Source organism: Vibrio sp. R11-SG3-ISO9 (assembly GCF_059834255.1).
In genome coordinates this window covers 28,576-43,059 of sequence record NZ_JCBDGU010000026.1, presented here as the reverse complement: position 1 = coordinate 43,059, position 14,484 = coordinate 28,576, and the positions used below count along the sequence as shown (strand labels likewise).

General features: G+C 44.2%; 12 protein-coding genes. 6 read left to right on the top strand and 6 right to left on the bottom strand.

Going from position 1 to position 14,484, the window contains the following annotated elements; all coding sequences use genetic code 11:
• Positions 1–642 precede the first annotated feature (642 nt).
• From AC6R05_RS08225 to gnd, 5 genes are all read left to right on the top strand, one after another.
• A complete protein-coding gene (locus AC6R05_RS08225; protein ID WP_032549175.1) occupies positions 643–2,307 on the top strand; it encodes an ATP-binding protein in 1,665 nt (554 codons plus the stop codon).
• Positions 2,308–3,003: a response regulator gene (locus AC6R05_RS08220; RefSeq protein ID WP_500647109.1), complete on the top strand. Its 696-nt coding sequence runs from the start codon at positions 2,308–2,310 to the stop codon at positions 3,001–3,003.
• A 494-nt stretch (positions 3,004–3,497) separates the two neighbouring features.
• The gene (gene zwf / locus AC6R05_RS08215) at positions 3,498–5,000 is read left to right on the top strand and encodes a glucose-6-phosphate dehydrogenase (RefSeq protein ID WP_172974265.1); all 1,503 of its coding nucleotides are present in this window, start codon (positions 3,498–3,500) and stop codon (positions 4,998–5,000) included.
• A complete protein-coding gene (pgl, locus tag AC6R05_RS08210; RefSeq protein WP_032549172.1) occupies positions 4,997–5,713 on the top strand; it encodes a 6-phosphogluconolactonase in 717 nt (238 codons plus the stop codon). The genes zwf and pgl overlap by 4 nt, the downstream gene beginning before the upstream one ends.
• 29 nt (positions 5,714–5,742) lie before the next feature.
• Entirely contained in the window at positions 5,743–7,191 is a 1,449-nt protein-coding gene (gnd, locus tag AC6R05_RS08205; protein ID WP_285466940.1) for a decarboxylating NADP(+)-dependent phosphogluconate dehydrogenase, read from the top strand.
• Between the two features lie 101 nt (positions 7,192–7,292).
• Here gnd and AC6R05_RS08200 read toward each other — a convergent pair whose 3' ends face one another.
• A complete protein-coding gene (locus AC6R05_RS08200; protein ID WP_500647108.1) occupies positions 7,293–8,441 on the bottom strand; it encodes an HD-GYP domain-containing protein in 1,149 nt (382 codons plus the stop codon).
• 571 nt (positions 8,442–9,012) lie between these two features.
• On the opposite strand from AC6R05_RS08200, the gene AC6R05_RS08195 reads away from it, so the two are divergent.
• Positions 9,013–9,429 carry a VF530 family protein gene (locus AC6R05_RS08195; RefSeq protein ID WP_032549168.1) on the top strand — a complete coding sequence of 139 codons (417 nt, stop codon included), beginning with the start codon at positions 9,013–9,015 and terminating at the stop codon, positions 9,427–9,429.
• A 112-nt stretch (positions 9,430–9,541) separates the two neighbouring features.
• Here the strand turns inward: AC6R05_RS08195 and AC6R05_RS08190 are convergent, their stop codons facing one another.
• The 5 genes from AC6R05_RS08190 to AC6R05_RS08170 all read right to left on the bottom strand — a co-directional run bounded on the left by AC6R05_RS08190 (position 9,542) and on the right by AC6R05_RS08170 (position 14,053).
• The gene (locus tag AC6R05_RS08190) at positions 9,542–9,733 is read right to left on the bottom strand and encodes a hypothetical protein (protein WP_032549167.1); all 192 of its coding nucleotides are present in this window, start codon (positions 9,731–9,733) and stop codon (positions 9,542–9,544) included.
• A 204-nt stretch (positions 9,734–9,937) separates the two neighbouring features.
• A complete protein-coding gene (locus tag AC6R05_RS08185) occupies positions 9,938–10,696 on the bottom strand; it encodes a sulfite exporter TauE/SafE family protein (RefSeq protein ID WP_500647107.1) in 759 nt (252 codons plus the stop codon).
• Positions 10,697–10,859: 163 nt separating this feature from the next.
• Positions 10,860–12,380 (bottom strand): tripartite tricarboxylate transporter permease, encoded by a 1,521-nt coding sequence (locus tag AC6R05_RS08180; RefSeq protein ID WP_032549164.1) that lies wholly within the window; start codon positions 12,378–12,380, stop codon positions 10,860–10,862.
• Between the two features lie 10 nt (positions 12,381–12,390).
• Positions 12,391–12,891, bottom strand: a complete 501-nt coding sequence (locus AC6R05_RS08175; protein ID WP_285403009.1) for a tripartite tricarboxylate transporter TctB family protein — start codon at positions 12,889–12,891, stop codon at positions 12,391–12,393.
• Between the two features lie 190 nt (positions 12,892–13,081).
• Positions 13,082–14,053: a tripartite tricarboxylate transporter substrate binding protein gene (locus AC6R05_RS08170; RefSeq protein WP_150872282.1), complete on the bottom strand. Its 972-nt coding sequence runs from the start codon at positions 14,051–14,053 to the stop codon at positions 13,082–13,084.
• Between the last annotated feature and the right edge of the window lie 431 nt (positions 14,054–14,484).

The following is a 14,484-nucleotide window of genomic DNA, read 5'->3' as shown; positions in this document are numbered from 1 at the left end:
ACAGCATAGCCTTAGTAAGGCAAATTCCAAAAGAATCGCGTTTCATTGCCTGGTTTCCTTTTCAACAATGTTATTACGTTATGTTTTTAATCCGTTTTTGAAATCGACTGCGTCACTTTTGCCAATCAGCATTTATTATTGGAGTGTCTGAGAACTAAAGACTACCTCTTTTGTCGTTGTGATTTTGGTGGAAAGTCGACCCATATCAATAGGGAAATTCATCCACATTAACGTAGGAGGGCTCATTTCCTACGTGCTCGTGTGACACATACGATAATCGCTAATTGTTACCAATGTGTTACTTGTTTCGTTGTGTCTACTATCAAGAGAAACGGTGTCTCTTAATTGATAGCTTTATGCTTAATTTGTTATGTGCAACTAGTATAATTGTATTTTTTATAACCAACCTAAAAAACAGCTAAAATCGGAGTGATCTAGGTCAACAATTAATCAGGTAACTGAGTGTAAGAGCTAAGAATTTCTAAAAAACGATTTTGAGGTTTGATCTAAATCTGAAGTCAGTCGGCTTTAGACTAAAAACTCTGTTAATAACATGCGCTTTAGTCACAAATCTGAACCTTTGAAATCTCTCATAATTAACTTGGTGTTAACATTGTTAGATCGCATAGGGAGTAGGTGTCGATGAAGTGGAGCAGTATCAGCTTTAGGAAAAGATTGCTGATTATTATGACAGTGACAGGGTTAGTCGAGTTGTTGATTCTTAGCGCGGCTGGTTTTGCCTACATCAAACACTCCCAAGAAGAAGAGATGGGGCTCAAAGCCTTGGGGGTCGCCGAGTTCCTTTCCGAATCTCCACGTGTTATCGAACTGATCCAACGCCATTCAAGTGACCCTGATCTTTTGTCTCAGTTAGATTCTGAACATCAACAACGTTTTCGCAACTTAACCCATCTTATTGGCGCAGCATTCATTGTGATTGGCGATGAACAGGGAATTCGCCTTGTTCACCCTGTCGATGAAAGATTGGGTAAGCCGATGAGAGGGGGAGACAATCAAAAAGCACTGGTTTTCGGTGAGTCCTATGTGTCGACAGCCAAGGGTTCGTTGGGGCTTTCTGTTCGTGGTAAATCGGCAGTTAAAGACTCGAATGGCGAAATCATTGGGGTGGTGTCAGTTGGCTATTTGCTTGACTCTTTACAAGATAGAATCGAACCCTATTTGGCGTTCTTGATTATCATGGCATTGTTGGTTGTGGCAGTGAATGCCTTGATTTCTAGCTATGTTTCGAGACGTTTCCAGAGAGCAATCCTTGGTTTTGAACCTGAAGAGATCGGTCGTTTGTATGTCGAGCTTGATGTCACCATGAGCACGGTGAAAGAGGGTATTCTGAGTATCGATAACCACGGCGTTCTTCGTTCAATCAACAAGAGTGCCTGCGATATTCTTTCTATTGATAGAGAGTCTTCACTTAATAAACCGTTTTCTCAGGTAGTGCCGAATAGCGACCTTGAGCAACTGTTGTCGAGTGGTCAATCGGATCACGATATTGAGCTTTATCTAAACAATAAGCGCATTATCGCAAACCGCAGCCCAATCGTTGTGGCGGGGGAAGTGGTTGGTGCGGTGTCGAGTTTTAGATTAAGAGATGAGATCAACGATCTCACCGAGCAGCTCTCACAAACCAAAGAGTATGCTGACCTGCTGCGCTCACAAACTCACGAACATCGCAATAAGCTCAACACTATTAGCGGTATGTTGCAAATGGGTGAGTTAGAAGCGGTGCAACACTTAATTGGTCAAGAAACTGCTCACTATCAGAGCCTTATCGAGTTCTTGAGAGAAACCGTCAAAGAGCCTCTTGTGGCAGGTATGCTGCTTGGCAAAACAGAGCGGGCTCGTGAAATTGGTTTAGAGCTGGTGGTAGAAGAGGGCTCTCGATTAGAAACACTGCCAAGGTGGTTGAATGCTGATGACGTTGTGACCATCTTGGGGAATCTGATTGATAATGCGTTTGATGCGACTCGAATGGCAATCAGCCAAACGGAATCATTCCCGCCTGCGAGACGTATTATCGAAGTTTCGGTCAGCGATTATGGTAATGAAGTGATTCTTGAAGTTGACGATAAAGGATGCGGTTTACCAGAAGGTCTAGCCATTGAAGATCTCACGCGCAAAGGGGTTTCAAGCAAGGCTAAGCAAAACCGAGGCGTGGGCTTGTATTTGGTTAAGCAGATTGCGGATCGTTACCAAGGTCAGCTTGATATGATTGAAAACAGAGATTTTGGTACACGGATGACCGTTTACCTACCAAAAGAAGAACAAATATCGTTTAAGGAAGAGCGTTAAATGAATGCAGTCACTAAAGTCATGGTCATTGAAGATGATATTGCGATTGCGGAGTTGCACCATCGTTACTTAGAGCAGATGGGCGGGTTCGAAGTGGTTGGGATTGCTACGTCTCAATCTGAGGCGATCATGCAGTTGGATATATTAAAGCCTGACCTTGTGCTGCTTGATGTCTACTTACCTGACGGCTGTGGTTTAGATATTTTGAATCATGTTAGAGGCAACAACCAAGGCTGTGATGTCATCTTAATCACAGCGGCACGTGATGTAGATACGCTCCAGCAGGCAATGCGTGGTGGCGTTGTTGATTATTTGCTTAAGCCTGTGATGTTTCCACGTTTAGAAGCGTCACTTAAAAAGTATCGCTCGCAACAAGAAGAGTTGGAGAGCGTTTCTGATCTCAACCAAGGCTTAGTTGATAAGATGTTGCAAGCGGCCAATCAAGCCGATTCGAAACCAGCAGCAACACTGCCAAAAGGTATTGATGGCGTGACGCTTGATAAAATCCGAGCGCTATTTGAAAGTGCCGAAACGAAAGATCTGACAGCAGATGAGGCAGGGGAACGCATTGGTGCAAGCCGCACCACAGCTCGCCGATACCTTGAATACTTGATCACCACTGGTGAACTGAATGCTGATCTGAACTATGGTTCAGTTGGCCGACCAGAACGTTGTTATAACAAAGCGACGCGGTAACCTTTTGAGAATCGTACTAGAATCGACTCATTCATCTAATCACTTCCCACCCTAGCTTGGCATTTGCACATAAACCCAAGCACTAATCAAAACAGTCCAAATTATAAAACCAGTTTAATAATTAACTGCTAAATAGTTATTAAACTGGTTTTTCGTGCTACTCCGCCGACCAGATCCCATTTATTTTTCACTACAATGATTTGGAATGCAGTTCCGTCTTCGTTTAATCATTTTTGTTCTAAGTAATGGCAAATTATTTGGATTAAATGAGTCAATATTTAATCGATTGCCCTCACAGTGGTTGATGTAAATCAAATAGTCATAGACAATACTGACCCGAATTGAGGTGATCTATATCACCCTCGTTTACCAAACGCATTCTCTAGTGTGATAGGCGCTCGCTATTGAACTAATAGCCAAGACCTATTATCTATTTTTGTATGTCGCTGATACCGTTGGCGAATACTGAAAACCTTGTTTTTATAGGAAAGATGATGGTAATACCTGAAAACAGCAGCATCGTTATTTTTGGTGCGTCGGGCGATCTCACGTATCGTAAGCTGATCCCCGCTTTATACCACTTGTATGCTAGCAATCAACTGCCGGAATCCTTTGCGATTCTTGGAGTGAGCCGTACTGAGTACAGCGATGAGTCTTACCGTGAAAAACTGAAGAAATCTCTTCAGGAAATGGAAGAAACTGAGCCAGAGACGCTAAACGCGTTCATTAATCACTTGCACTACCAAGCGATTAATACCTCTGACACAGAAGATTATGCTCGTTTAGCACAGCGCCTAGACAAGCTAGAGCAAGATTATCAATTCGAAAATCACAACACTCTATTCTACTTGGCAACGCCGCCAAGCCTATATGGTGTGATCCCAGCGAACTTAGCGGCACATGGCCTGAACGATGAGTCGAACGGCTGGCGTCGTCTAATCATCGAAAAACCATTTGGTTATGATTTAGCTTCTGCTCAAGCGCTAGATGAAGAAATCCATCATCACTTCCAAGAACACCAGATCTATCGTATCGACCACTACCTAGGCAAAGAGACGGTACAAAACCTTCTAGTGCTTCGTTTCTCTAACGCAATGTTTGAACCACTGTGGAACCGTAACTTCATTGATTACGTTGAAATCACAGGTGCTGAGTTCCTTGGTGTTGAAGAGCGTGGCGGATACTACGATGGTTCTGGTGCTGTGCGCGATATGTTCCAAAACCACCTGCTACAAGTATTAGCAATGGTTGGTATGGAGCCGCCTGCACAAATCAATGCAGATTCAATTCGTGACGAAGTGGTTAAAGTACTTCAATGTCTGAAGCCTCTTGAAGAAGAAGACCTACGTAAAGACTTGGTTCTTGGTCAATACACGGCGTCTGATGTGCGTGGTCAGCACCTACTAGGTTACCGCGAAGAGCCGGGTGTAGCAGATGATTCTCGTACTGAGACATACATTGGTCTTAAAGCTCACATCAATAACTGGCGTTGGAATGGGGTTCCTTTCTACGTACGTACAGGTAAACGACTACCAACGCGCGTAACGGAAATCGTGATTCACTTTAAGAACACGCCACACCCAGTATTTGGCCAAGATGCACCAGAGAACAAGTTGATCATCCGTATTCAACCGGACGAAGGCATCCAAATGAGCTTTGGTTTGAAAGAGCCGGGCGCAGGCTTTAAAGCAAAAGAAGTGAAAATGAACTTCTCTTACTCTGATCTGCCTGAGACTCAAATGCTAACAGCATACGAGCGTCTACTTCTTGATGCACTGAATGGCGACGCGACTCTGTTTGCACGTACTGATGCGGTAGAAGCGTGTTGGAAGTACGTTCAACCTATCTTAGATTTCAAACAAGATCCTCAAGCTCTATTTGGTTATGCTTGTGGTACTTGGGGTCCACAAGAAGCCGACGAGCTTCTTGAAAGAGACGGCCGCGCGTGGCGTTTCCCTTGTAAAAACCTAACAGATACGGATTATTGCGAATTATGATCAACCATAAGATCTTTGAAACGCCAGAGCTAGTTGTTGAAAACCTAGCAAACGAAATGAAAGCGTACAGCGAGCAGGGCACACCTGTTCACATTTCACTTTCAGGTGGCAGCACGCCAAAAATGCTATTCAAACTGTTGGCACAGGCGCCATACGCAGAAGGTATCCAATGGAAAAACCTTCATTTCTGGTGGGGCGACGAGCGTTGCGTGGCACCAGATGATGCGGAAAGCAACTACGGTGAAGCAAACGCACTTCTATTCTCTCAAGTAAATCTTCCTGCTGAGAACATCCACCGCATCCGTGGTGAAGATGAGCCGAAAGCAGAAGCAGAGCGTTTTGCAAAAGAGATGGCAGAAGTCATTCCAACAGAAAATGGTACACCTGTTTTCGATTGGATCCTGCTAGGTGTAGGCGCAGATGGCCACACAGCTTCTCTTTTCCCGGGTGCAACTAACTACCAAGATGAGAACCTGTCTGTACTGGCTTCTCACCCTGAGTCTGGTCAAATCCGTGTTTCTAAAACAGCTAAGGTTTTAGAAGCGTCAAAACGAATCAGCTACCTAGTACTGGGTGCTGGCAAAGTTGATATCGTTAAAGAAATTCATACGACTCCTGCTTCAGAACTGCCTTACCCGGCAGCGAAAATCCAGTCTAAAACTGGCGAAACAGAGTGGTTCCTAGATTCAAATGCAGCAAGTGCTATTGCATAATCGCGAATAGCCGCAAGGAGATATAAATAATGAAAGGTGATATCGGTGTAATTGGCCTAGCGGTAATGGGTCAAAACCTTATCCTAAACATGAATGACAACGGCTTTAAAGTTGTTGCTCACAACCGTACTGCTGCGAAAGTAGACGAGTTCCTAGAAGGTCCAGCGAAAGGTACAAACATCGTTGGTGCTTACTCTCTAGAAGAGCTTGTTGAGAAGCTAGAAGCACCACGTAAAGTGATGCTAATGGTTCGTGCTGGTGCAGTTGTTGATACCTTCATCGACAACCTAATTCCACTTCTAGACGAAGGCGACATCATCATTGACGGTGGTAACACTAACTACCCAGACACAAACCGTCGTGTTGCTCACTGTCGTGAAAAAGGCATTCACTTCATCGGTACTGGTGTATCAGGTGGTGAAGAAGGTGCACGTTTCGGTCCTTCAATCATGCCAGGCGGCGCAGCTGAAGCTTGGGAAGCGGTTAAGCCAATCTTCCAAGGTATCTCTGCAAAAACTGACGCTGGCGAACCTTGTTGTGACTGGGTTGGTAACGACGGTGCTGGTCACTTCGTTAAGATGGTACACAACGGCATCGAATACGGCGACATGCAGCTTATCACTGAAGCTTACCAGTTCATGAAAGACGGTCTTGGTATGTCTGCAGATGAAATGCAAGCCGTATTCGCTGATTGGAACAAGACTGAGCTAGACAGCTACCTTGTTGAAATCACTGCTGACATCCTTGGCTACAAAGATGAAGACGGTGAGCCTCTAGTTGAGAAGATCCTAGACACAGCAGGCCAAAAAGGTACTGGTAAATGGACTGGTATCAACGCACTAGACCTAGGTATTCCTCTAACGCTTATCTCTGAGTCTGTATTCTCTCGTTGTCTATCTGCGCTTAAAGATCAACGTGTTGAAGCTGAATCTCTATTCGGTAAGACAATCACTCCAGTTGAAGGCGACAAGCAAGAGTGGGTTGATGCACTACGTCAAGCGCTACTAGCTTCTAAGATCATTTCTTACGCTCAAGGCTTCATGCTAATGCGCGAAGCATCTAACGAGAACGGTTGGGACCTAAACTACGGTAACGTAGCACTAATGTGGCGTGGCGGTTGTATCATCCGTTCTGCATTCCTAGGCAACATCCGTGATGCGTACGAAGCAAACCCAGACATCGCGTTCCTAGGTTCTGATGAGTACTTCAAAAACATCCTACAAGGCAGCCTAACAGCATGGCGTAAAGTAGCAGCGAAATCTCTAGAGTCTGGTATCCCAATGCCATGTACGATTTCTGCGCTATCTTTCCTAGACGGTTACACAACTGCTCGTCTACCAGCTAACCTGCTTCAAGCTCAACGTGACTACTTCGGTGCTCACACTTACGAGCGTACAGACCGTCCACGTGGTGAATTCTTCCACACTAACTGGACTGGTACAGGCGGCGACACTGCTTCAACAACTTACGACGTATAATCGTAACTCGTTGGTTTAAAAGTGAAAAAGGATGCTAACTGGCATCCTTTTTTGTTTCTGTCATCTGAACTTGTGACTTCTGTTTGCATACAAAACCAACATTAAGCTTGGAAGCTAGTGACTTCTTCTTTGTCAGAAAACTGCTCCCTTACTGCCATACAGGTATCTAAGTTCTGCTTAAGCGCTTCGACACAACTTGGGTCGAACATAATGCCAACGTTTTCTTCGATGTACTCCAACACATCATCAAGTTCCCATTCTGATTTATAAGCTCTCTTACTCAGTAGGGCATCAAACACGTCTGCTAAGGTAACGATACGTGCTTCTAGTGGAATTTGAGTACCACACAGTTTGTCAGGTAAACCAGTTCCGTCATAGCGCTCGTGATGATGTCGGATAATGTTCTTTAGAAACTGCACTTCATCGTGTGAGATAGAGTGGTTATCTGAAATCGACACAACATCCTCAATCATGGCCTCACCGTAAATGGTGTGCTGATTCATGATGGCGCGGTCTTCATCGGTAAATCGTTTGGTGCTGAAAAGTACATGGTCGGGGATTCGATACTTACCGATATCGTGAAAAGGTGCATAAACACGAATTCGATGAATGAACTGATAGGTGATCTCCGGCTTTTGCTCAGACATCGCTCGCGCCAATATCTCGCTGTAACGTCCCATGCGAATCAAGTGTTCTTTGGTTTCAGGATCTCTTGCATGGCCCATATTTAAGGCAATCGCGAGAGAAGTTTGAAAGTGTTTTTGATTCTCGTGCAGTCGGGTAAACAGGCTCGCGATAAGCTGGGACAGATAAGCTATGTCAGCTTGTATGCTCTTCTGGTTAAAGAAGCCAATTGCAGTGGCATTAATGAAGATGAAGCCAAGGTTCTTGTCACGATAGTAGATAGGGGAGGTGTAACTACTTTGATGCCCTATATCGATTAAGCGACAAATTTGGCGCGTTGGGTTCATCGTCGATAAGTCATTGATAACGCGCACAGAAGGCAGTTCAGACATCTTTCTTAGCGAAGATTCTGGTCTGATGTTGTATTCGATGTAGTTATGGCTTGCCTCTTGGCACAAGGCATCGGAAACAAAGTAATTAGTGGCTTTGTTTTCGTTAGTTAAGGCTATGGAGAGGCGCGAAAGCGTTGGGTAGAACGAACGCACAAGTTGAAACAGGTCGTCTAACGTCGAGGTAATATCTTGATCTTTAGCTGCGATTTTACTGAGTTGTGAGTAGTCAAACATGAGCGGGGCTGACCTTTATTTATAATTATGTAATTGTTTTTCTTTGACTTATTGATTTCTCATATTTAAGAATACGAACATACCAGTCCTGTTAACGAATTGTAATCTTGTCATCCTATAAATTCTAATCACATCACTAAAAATGTGGTTATTACATTTAAGAGTCATCCATTTTGTTAACTGGGTTGGCTTTTTGTTATATCGATCCAGATTTCTAATCCATTTGGGGTATTTACAGCGATGTCGGTTCCAGAAAGTCTGGTCAATAAACATGATGATTATTAATAAGTTGGCGTGTCTAATAATGAAAATGAATGTGTTCTAGCCGCGAACTGAAGCCATAATTGTTAAATATTTGGTATATAAAACGAGCTTATTGAGTGATGTGATGGTTAGTTCTCACGCGATCAAGCCAAAATTGGAAATATGCGTCGATGATAATTAGGAGAGTGGCAGGCTTTGTGCCATCATTACCCTCATTGACAGGCGTGCAGGAAGCAGACCTAAGTAAACAACCGTTATTGATGATGGTGAACTAACGCAGAGTGCTTGCTCTGTTTAAGGTATGACGATGACAGATGAAGAAAGAATTGAGCTGCAGAAAAACAACCCACTGCATGGCTTAAAGTTAGAAACCATGATCACTGAGCTGGTGGATCATTACGGTTGGGAAATCCTTGATGCAGCGATGCGTATGAACTGTTTCAACACTAAGCCGTCTGTTGCGAGTGCGGTGAAGTACTTGAAGAAAACACAGTGGGCGCGCGAGAAAGTAGAGAACTTTTACTTGTACCGCTTCAAGCGTATGCCAAAAGCATCTGACCTTGAATATCAAATGCCACCACGTTCACGTACTTTCCGTCATGGGCTTGAGCCTAAAGAGCCGATGGAGCTGACGGTAGAATCTATCCTTGCGTCTCAAGCAAAGGCTGCGTCTTCTTTTAAAGCGCGCCGCTCGGGTGGTAAAGGGCGCAATTTCCGCCGCTAATCTCTGTGGTGAACTGAACAAGATACAAAAAAGGAGCATCATGCTCCTTTTCTTTTGCTATCTACTTTTGAAGTAGGGTAAACCCATCAAAGCTGTATTGCTCTGCGAGTGATTAGGCTTCGCGATTTTTCTTTTGATTCTTGATGAAATCACCTACGTAGATTGCAGCGCTGAAGACGAGGAACAGAGCAGAAACCGAAAACAGAGCGGGCATTTTTAGTATCCACGCAAAGGTTGCTGCTAAGAACGCAATGAAGCAGATCAGTCTGCTTGATGACATAACATGACCGAGTTTGATGTTCATAATGCCCCCTAATATGCTTGCCTCTTTTACGCAGTAAGTATCTCATCATTGGATAAAAATTAATCTAAATTAATATCAAACAAGATGATTATCAGGCTCTCTTCACAAATTTAGCGAACGCTATTTTAATGTTCGGAAGTAACACTGCAAAGTCGAACGCACTTCTATCGCTAAAGGACATATCTGGCGATTTTTAATAACCGATTAATTGGCGTAGAAAAAGTACGCGGTGATTAAGAAGCTTGCAATGATAACGCTATTGCGAACATAGTTTTGTGGGATGTTGCGTGATATCTGAGCCGAATAGTAGCCACCGACTAGTGTGCCGAGCAATACCGCAAGTCCTGAACTCCAATCAATTGAACCATCAACAATAAACAAAACAATGGCTGCCATTGAAGCGCTTGCTGATACCAATAACTTAATACCGTTCATGACATTGATGTTGGTATAACCAGCTAAGGCAAGATAGCTTAGCGTGACAATACCGAGGCCAGCATTGAAGTAACCACCGTAAACGCATACCAAAAGCAGTAATAGAGCAGAGAAGAAGGCACCTGCTTTCCCTGCGTGTTTGTGCTTTGAGGCCGCTTTTTTAATCAAGCTGTTGATGTGGCCACCAAAGGTAAAAAGCAGTGCAGCGAATAGCAGTAGCCAAGGAACAGATTGGGTAAAGAGAGCTTCCGGAGTGTGGAGCAGTAAGAATGCACCGATAGCACCACCTAGTACACTCAGAATCAAAGTCAACTTGAGCTGCTTTGTGCCTGATAGGATCTCTTGCCTTAATGCGTAAGCGCCACTGACGTAGCCTGCACAAGAGGCAAAGGTATTAGTTGCATTGGCGGCGACCGGAGGAACGCCTACGAATAGTAGAGCGGGAAACGTAACAAAACTGCCTCCTCCTGCAATGGAGTTCAATATGCCACCAAGCACACCAGCGAGAAAGAGTATCAGCCATTCCATGGCACAGTTCCTAATTGAGAGACGAATAACTAACTTACTGCATTTTGAATCTAAAACCAGTCTTATCAGAATGTTATGAACAAGTTTGTGATTTGTTGCAATGGATGCTTAAGCTATCAATAAAAAAGGGAGCCGAAGGCTCCCTAGGTAAAGTGCGGTGTGATTACGCTTCTACAGGTTTAGCTTTAAGGCTCTTAAACAGTTTCATGAATAGAGGGCTGAATAGAACCAACACTGCAAGGATGGTAAAGCTCATAGTAATAGGGCGCTCCCAAAGGAAACTTAGCTCACCGTCACTGATCATCAGTGCTCGTCTCAGGTTCTCTTCCATTAATCCGCCTAGGATGAAGCCTAGTAACAGAGGCGCTAATGGGAAGTCCGCCAATCTCAATCCTATCGCAGCCATTGCCACAAGCAACATGATAAAGACATCCATAGTGTTAAACGACACCAAGTAAACGCCAGTAATTGAGAAGAACAGAATCATAGGTAGTAAAACAGTTCTTGGTACAGCTAGCAGTTTAGAGATATATGGGATCAGCGGAAGGTTTAAAATCACCAGTACAATGTTACCGAAGTACATAGAGATGATAACCGACCAAAATACATCTGGGTGCTCAACGAACAGACGCGGACCTGGCTGAATACCGTAAGCAATCAAAGCACCAAGCATAATCGCCGTCGTACCTGAACCTGGGATACCAAGTGTTAGTAGAGGAACAAATGAACCACTAGAAGCTGCGTTGTTTGCCGATTCTGGCGCAACAAGACCACGGATGCTGCCTTTACCAAACTCTTTCTGCTTCTCTTTTGGTGCTAGACTACGTTCCATACCATAGCTTAGGAAAGCTGCGATAGTGGCACCAGCACCTGGTAGTACGCCTGTAAAGAAACCAAGAATAGAAGAACGAATCGATACCGGGGCTACGTCTTTAACTTCTTCTTTAGTCACTTTCATGCTGCCGATGTCGGACATTTTGCGGCTTTCTTCTTCGCTGGTGTCTTTTTGAGGTTTCAGCACACCCATCAGAGTTTCACCAAGCGCGAATGTAGCCATAGCGAGTAGTAAGAAGCTAAAGCCGTCCATTAAATCGGTTAAGCCGAAAGTGAATCGTTCAACACCGACACCTTTATCGATACCTACCGTTGAAAGCATTAGGCCTAGAATGGTCATCATCCATGCTTTGATAACTTGTCCCGGTCCAGCAAAGGCTGCTACTGCCGACAAGCCAAGTAACATCAGAGCAAAGTAGTCTGACGATTGGAAACTTAGCGATACGCTTGCAAGCGCTGGTGCCGCGATAAGAAGCATGATTGCTGATAGCGTACCACCAGTAAATGAAGAGTAAGCCGCCAGTGCAAGTGCTTTACCTGCTTGGCCTTTTTGCGCCATTGGGTAGCCATCAAATGCAGTTACTACGGTTGATGAACATCCCGGCGCATTGATGAGAATCGACGAAGTGGAGCCGCCAAATACCGCACCATAATAAACACCAGCCATTAGGATTAAACCTGAAGAAGGCTCTAAACCGTAAGTGATTGGGATCATTAGCGCGATCGCAGAGATAGGCCCTAAGCCCGGTAGCATCCCGATAAAGGTACCAACGAAACAGCCCACGATCACCATCATGATGTTCATCGGCATTACCGCGGTGGAGAGTCCTTGTAAAATTCCATCTAACATAAAGCGGTTCCTACCAAAGTGTGTAGATAAGCCCAGGTTCTAGATAGATATCTAATCCCTGAGTTAATAGAAGATAAAAAACGATGACAAACGGGAATGAAGCTCCAATCAGGATTGGTTTTCTGCGCTCACCCAGTAGGTAAAAGCCTGCCAATAAGAAGAAGCCGGTTGCCAGTACAAAGCCTAGATAGGTAAGTCCAACACCATACAGTGCCATTAGAACTAAGAAACCGATCAACAGCTTCCAATTCAGCGGTGTTGTATCGCAGGATTTCTTCGGTTCTTGTTTTCCGGTTACGAGTAAGATCAGCGCCAGCCCAATACCCGCGAAGGTGAGTAGGGTTGGTAGTGTTCGTGCTGTAAAAGGTTCGTATTCATCACCGGGGAACAGTGGGATAAGGGTTGTCTGGTAGCCATAGCATAGGCAAACCAATAGGAAAACTAGGGCACCGATGCGATCGCGAGTGAGTAGGTTCTCTTTGGATAAGAACGTGTTCGATTGTTCCGACATATCCAACTCCATAAAAATAAAAAAGCCATGCATGAGCGGGTTAATGAAGAATGTCTAGGATCACTAACGGAATGTAGGAAGAGAGTAGTGCTCAACTGCCTACAAATTACAAAGGAGATTGAGTGAACTCATGCATGGCAAAACAGAGAATAAGGAAGGGGGAGCTGTCGGTTCCCCCTGAATAGTTTTGTTACTTGAGGAAGCCAAGCTCGCGCATTAGGTCGCCCATTTGCTTCTCTTGGTCTTCTAGGAAGGAGTAGAACTCTTTGTCGGCTTTGTAGTTGTCGATCCAACCATTACGGTCGCGAACTACTTGCCACTCATCAGTGGTGTACATTTTGTTAAGCGCTTGGTTCCACTCATCAATTTTCGCTTGGCTTGTGCCAGGTGCAGCAAAGAAACCACGCCAGTTAGCAAACACAGTTTCATTGCCGTACTCAGTTAGCGTTGGAATGTCTGGTGCTGCATCTAGACGTTTAGGCGCTGTTACAGCTAGTACTTTTACTTGGCCAGATTTTGACATCTCCAACACTTCACCAAGGCCTGTTGAAAGGAGTTGAGTCTCACCAGATAGTAGAGCTGCCATCGCTTTACCGCCCGCATCGTAGGCAATGTAACGAACTTTCTTGGCGTCAAAACCTTCGCCTTTAAATGCTGCTGCTACGACTAGGTGGTCCATACTGCCACGTGCTGAGCCACCAGCGATTTTGACTTTACGAGGGTTAGATTCGAACTCTTTAACCACATCTTCCCAAGTATCGTACTTAGAGTCTGCTGACGTTACGATCGCGCCATAGTCCGCAATGGTTGCAGCAACAGGAGTTAGGTCACGGAAAGATTGAGGAAAAATACCAGTTAGAGAGCGAACAACAATCGGAGTTGAGTTGACCATCAGCGTATCTTCTTGACGCTTAGCCGTTTCAATAAGGTGCGCAATCGCTTTACCGCCGCCGCCACCGGATAGGTTTTGGAAAGAGACATTTTCTACGATGTCAGACTTTACCAATACATCGCCAGTACCACGAGCAGTCATGTCCCAACCGCCACCTGCGCCGCCAGGGATTAAGAAGTGGATTTTCTCTACGTCTGCCGCAAAAGTGTTGAATGAGAAGGTAGCGGCGATCACAGTCGCTGCGATAGAGGGTTTCATTGCCTTGAACATGTTTCACGTTCCTTATGTATTGTTCTCTTAGTTAAGCGAGAAACTTATTGATGTATTAACTACTGGGTATTGAGCGAAGTTCAAATAACCAGTCGATGCTCAAAGGTTAATGTTGTGTTAATGAATTGTCTTTAATGTGGTGATATTGAGGATAAAGAGCATTGAATTAATAAAGTTCATAAAGTTCATGGCTCGCAAATCGGACGATGAAGCATCTTTTTGATATGAAAGTATGTATAAAATAAGTCGGCTTTAATAATAGATTTATAAGATAAGCATCAGATAAAAAAGAAAAATTGTCATTGAAGAGTAACGGGAGCTGATTTTTGAAAACTTGTGAGAACGAAACCTGAGAGTTATCACGTAAAAGCTCTAAATATATAGAATATTGTATTGATATTGGGAATGGTCGTTAACATAATGTGATAACA

Bases quoted from the DNA above. Each gene is read 5' to 3' on its own strand.
- AC6R05_RS08225 (WP_032549175.1), top strand. From the start codon at position 643: ATGAAGTGGAGCAGTATCAGCTTTAGGAAAAGATTGCTGATTATTATG.
- AC6R05_RS08220 (WP_500647109.1), top strand. From the start codon at position 2,308: ATGAATGCAGTCACTAAAGTCATGGTCATTGAAGATGATATTGCGATT.
- zwf (WP_172974265.1), top strand. From the start codon at position 3,498: ATGGTAATACCTGAAAACAGCAGCATCGTTATTTTTGGTGCGTCGGGC.
- pgl (WP_032549172.1), top strand. From the start codon at position 4,997: ATGATCAACCATAAGATCTTTGAAACGCCAGAGCTAGTTGTTGAAAAC.
- gnd (WP_285466940.1), top strand. From the start codon at position 5,743: ATGAAAGGTGATATCGGTGTAATTGGCCTAGCGGTAATGGGTCAAAAC.
- AC6R05_RS08200 (WP_500647108.1), bottom strand. From the start codon at position 8,441: ATGTTTGACTACTCACAACTCAGTAAAATCGCAGCTAAAGATCAAGAT.
- AC6R05_RS08195 (WP_032549168.1), top strand. From the start codon at position 9,013: ATGACAGATGAAGAAAGAATTGAGCTGCAGAAAAACAACCCACTGCAT.
- AC6R05_RS08190 (WP_032549167.1), bottom strand. From the start codon at position 9,733: ATGAACATCAAACTCGGTCATGTTATGTCATCAAGCAGACTGATCTGC.
- AC6R05_RS08185 (WP_500647107.1), bottom strand. From the start codon at position 10,696: ATGGAATGGCTGATACTCTTTCTCGCTGGTGTGCTTGGTGGCATATTG.
- AC6R05_RS08180 (WP_032549164.1), bottom strand. From the start codon at position 12,380: ATGTTAGATGGAATTTTACAAGGACTCTCCACCGCGGTAATGCCGATG.
- AC6R05_RS08175 (WP_285403009.1), bottom strand. From the start codon at position 12,891: ATGTCGGAACAATCGAACACGTTCTTATCCAAAGAGAACCTACTCACT.
- AC6R05_RS08170 (WP_150872282.1), bottom strand. From the start codon at position 14,053: ATGTTCAAGGCAATGAAACCCTCTATCGCAGCGACTGTGATCGCCGCT.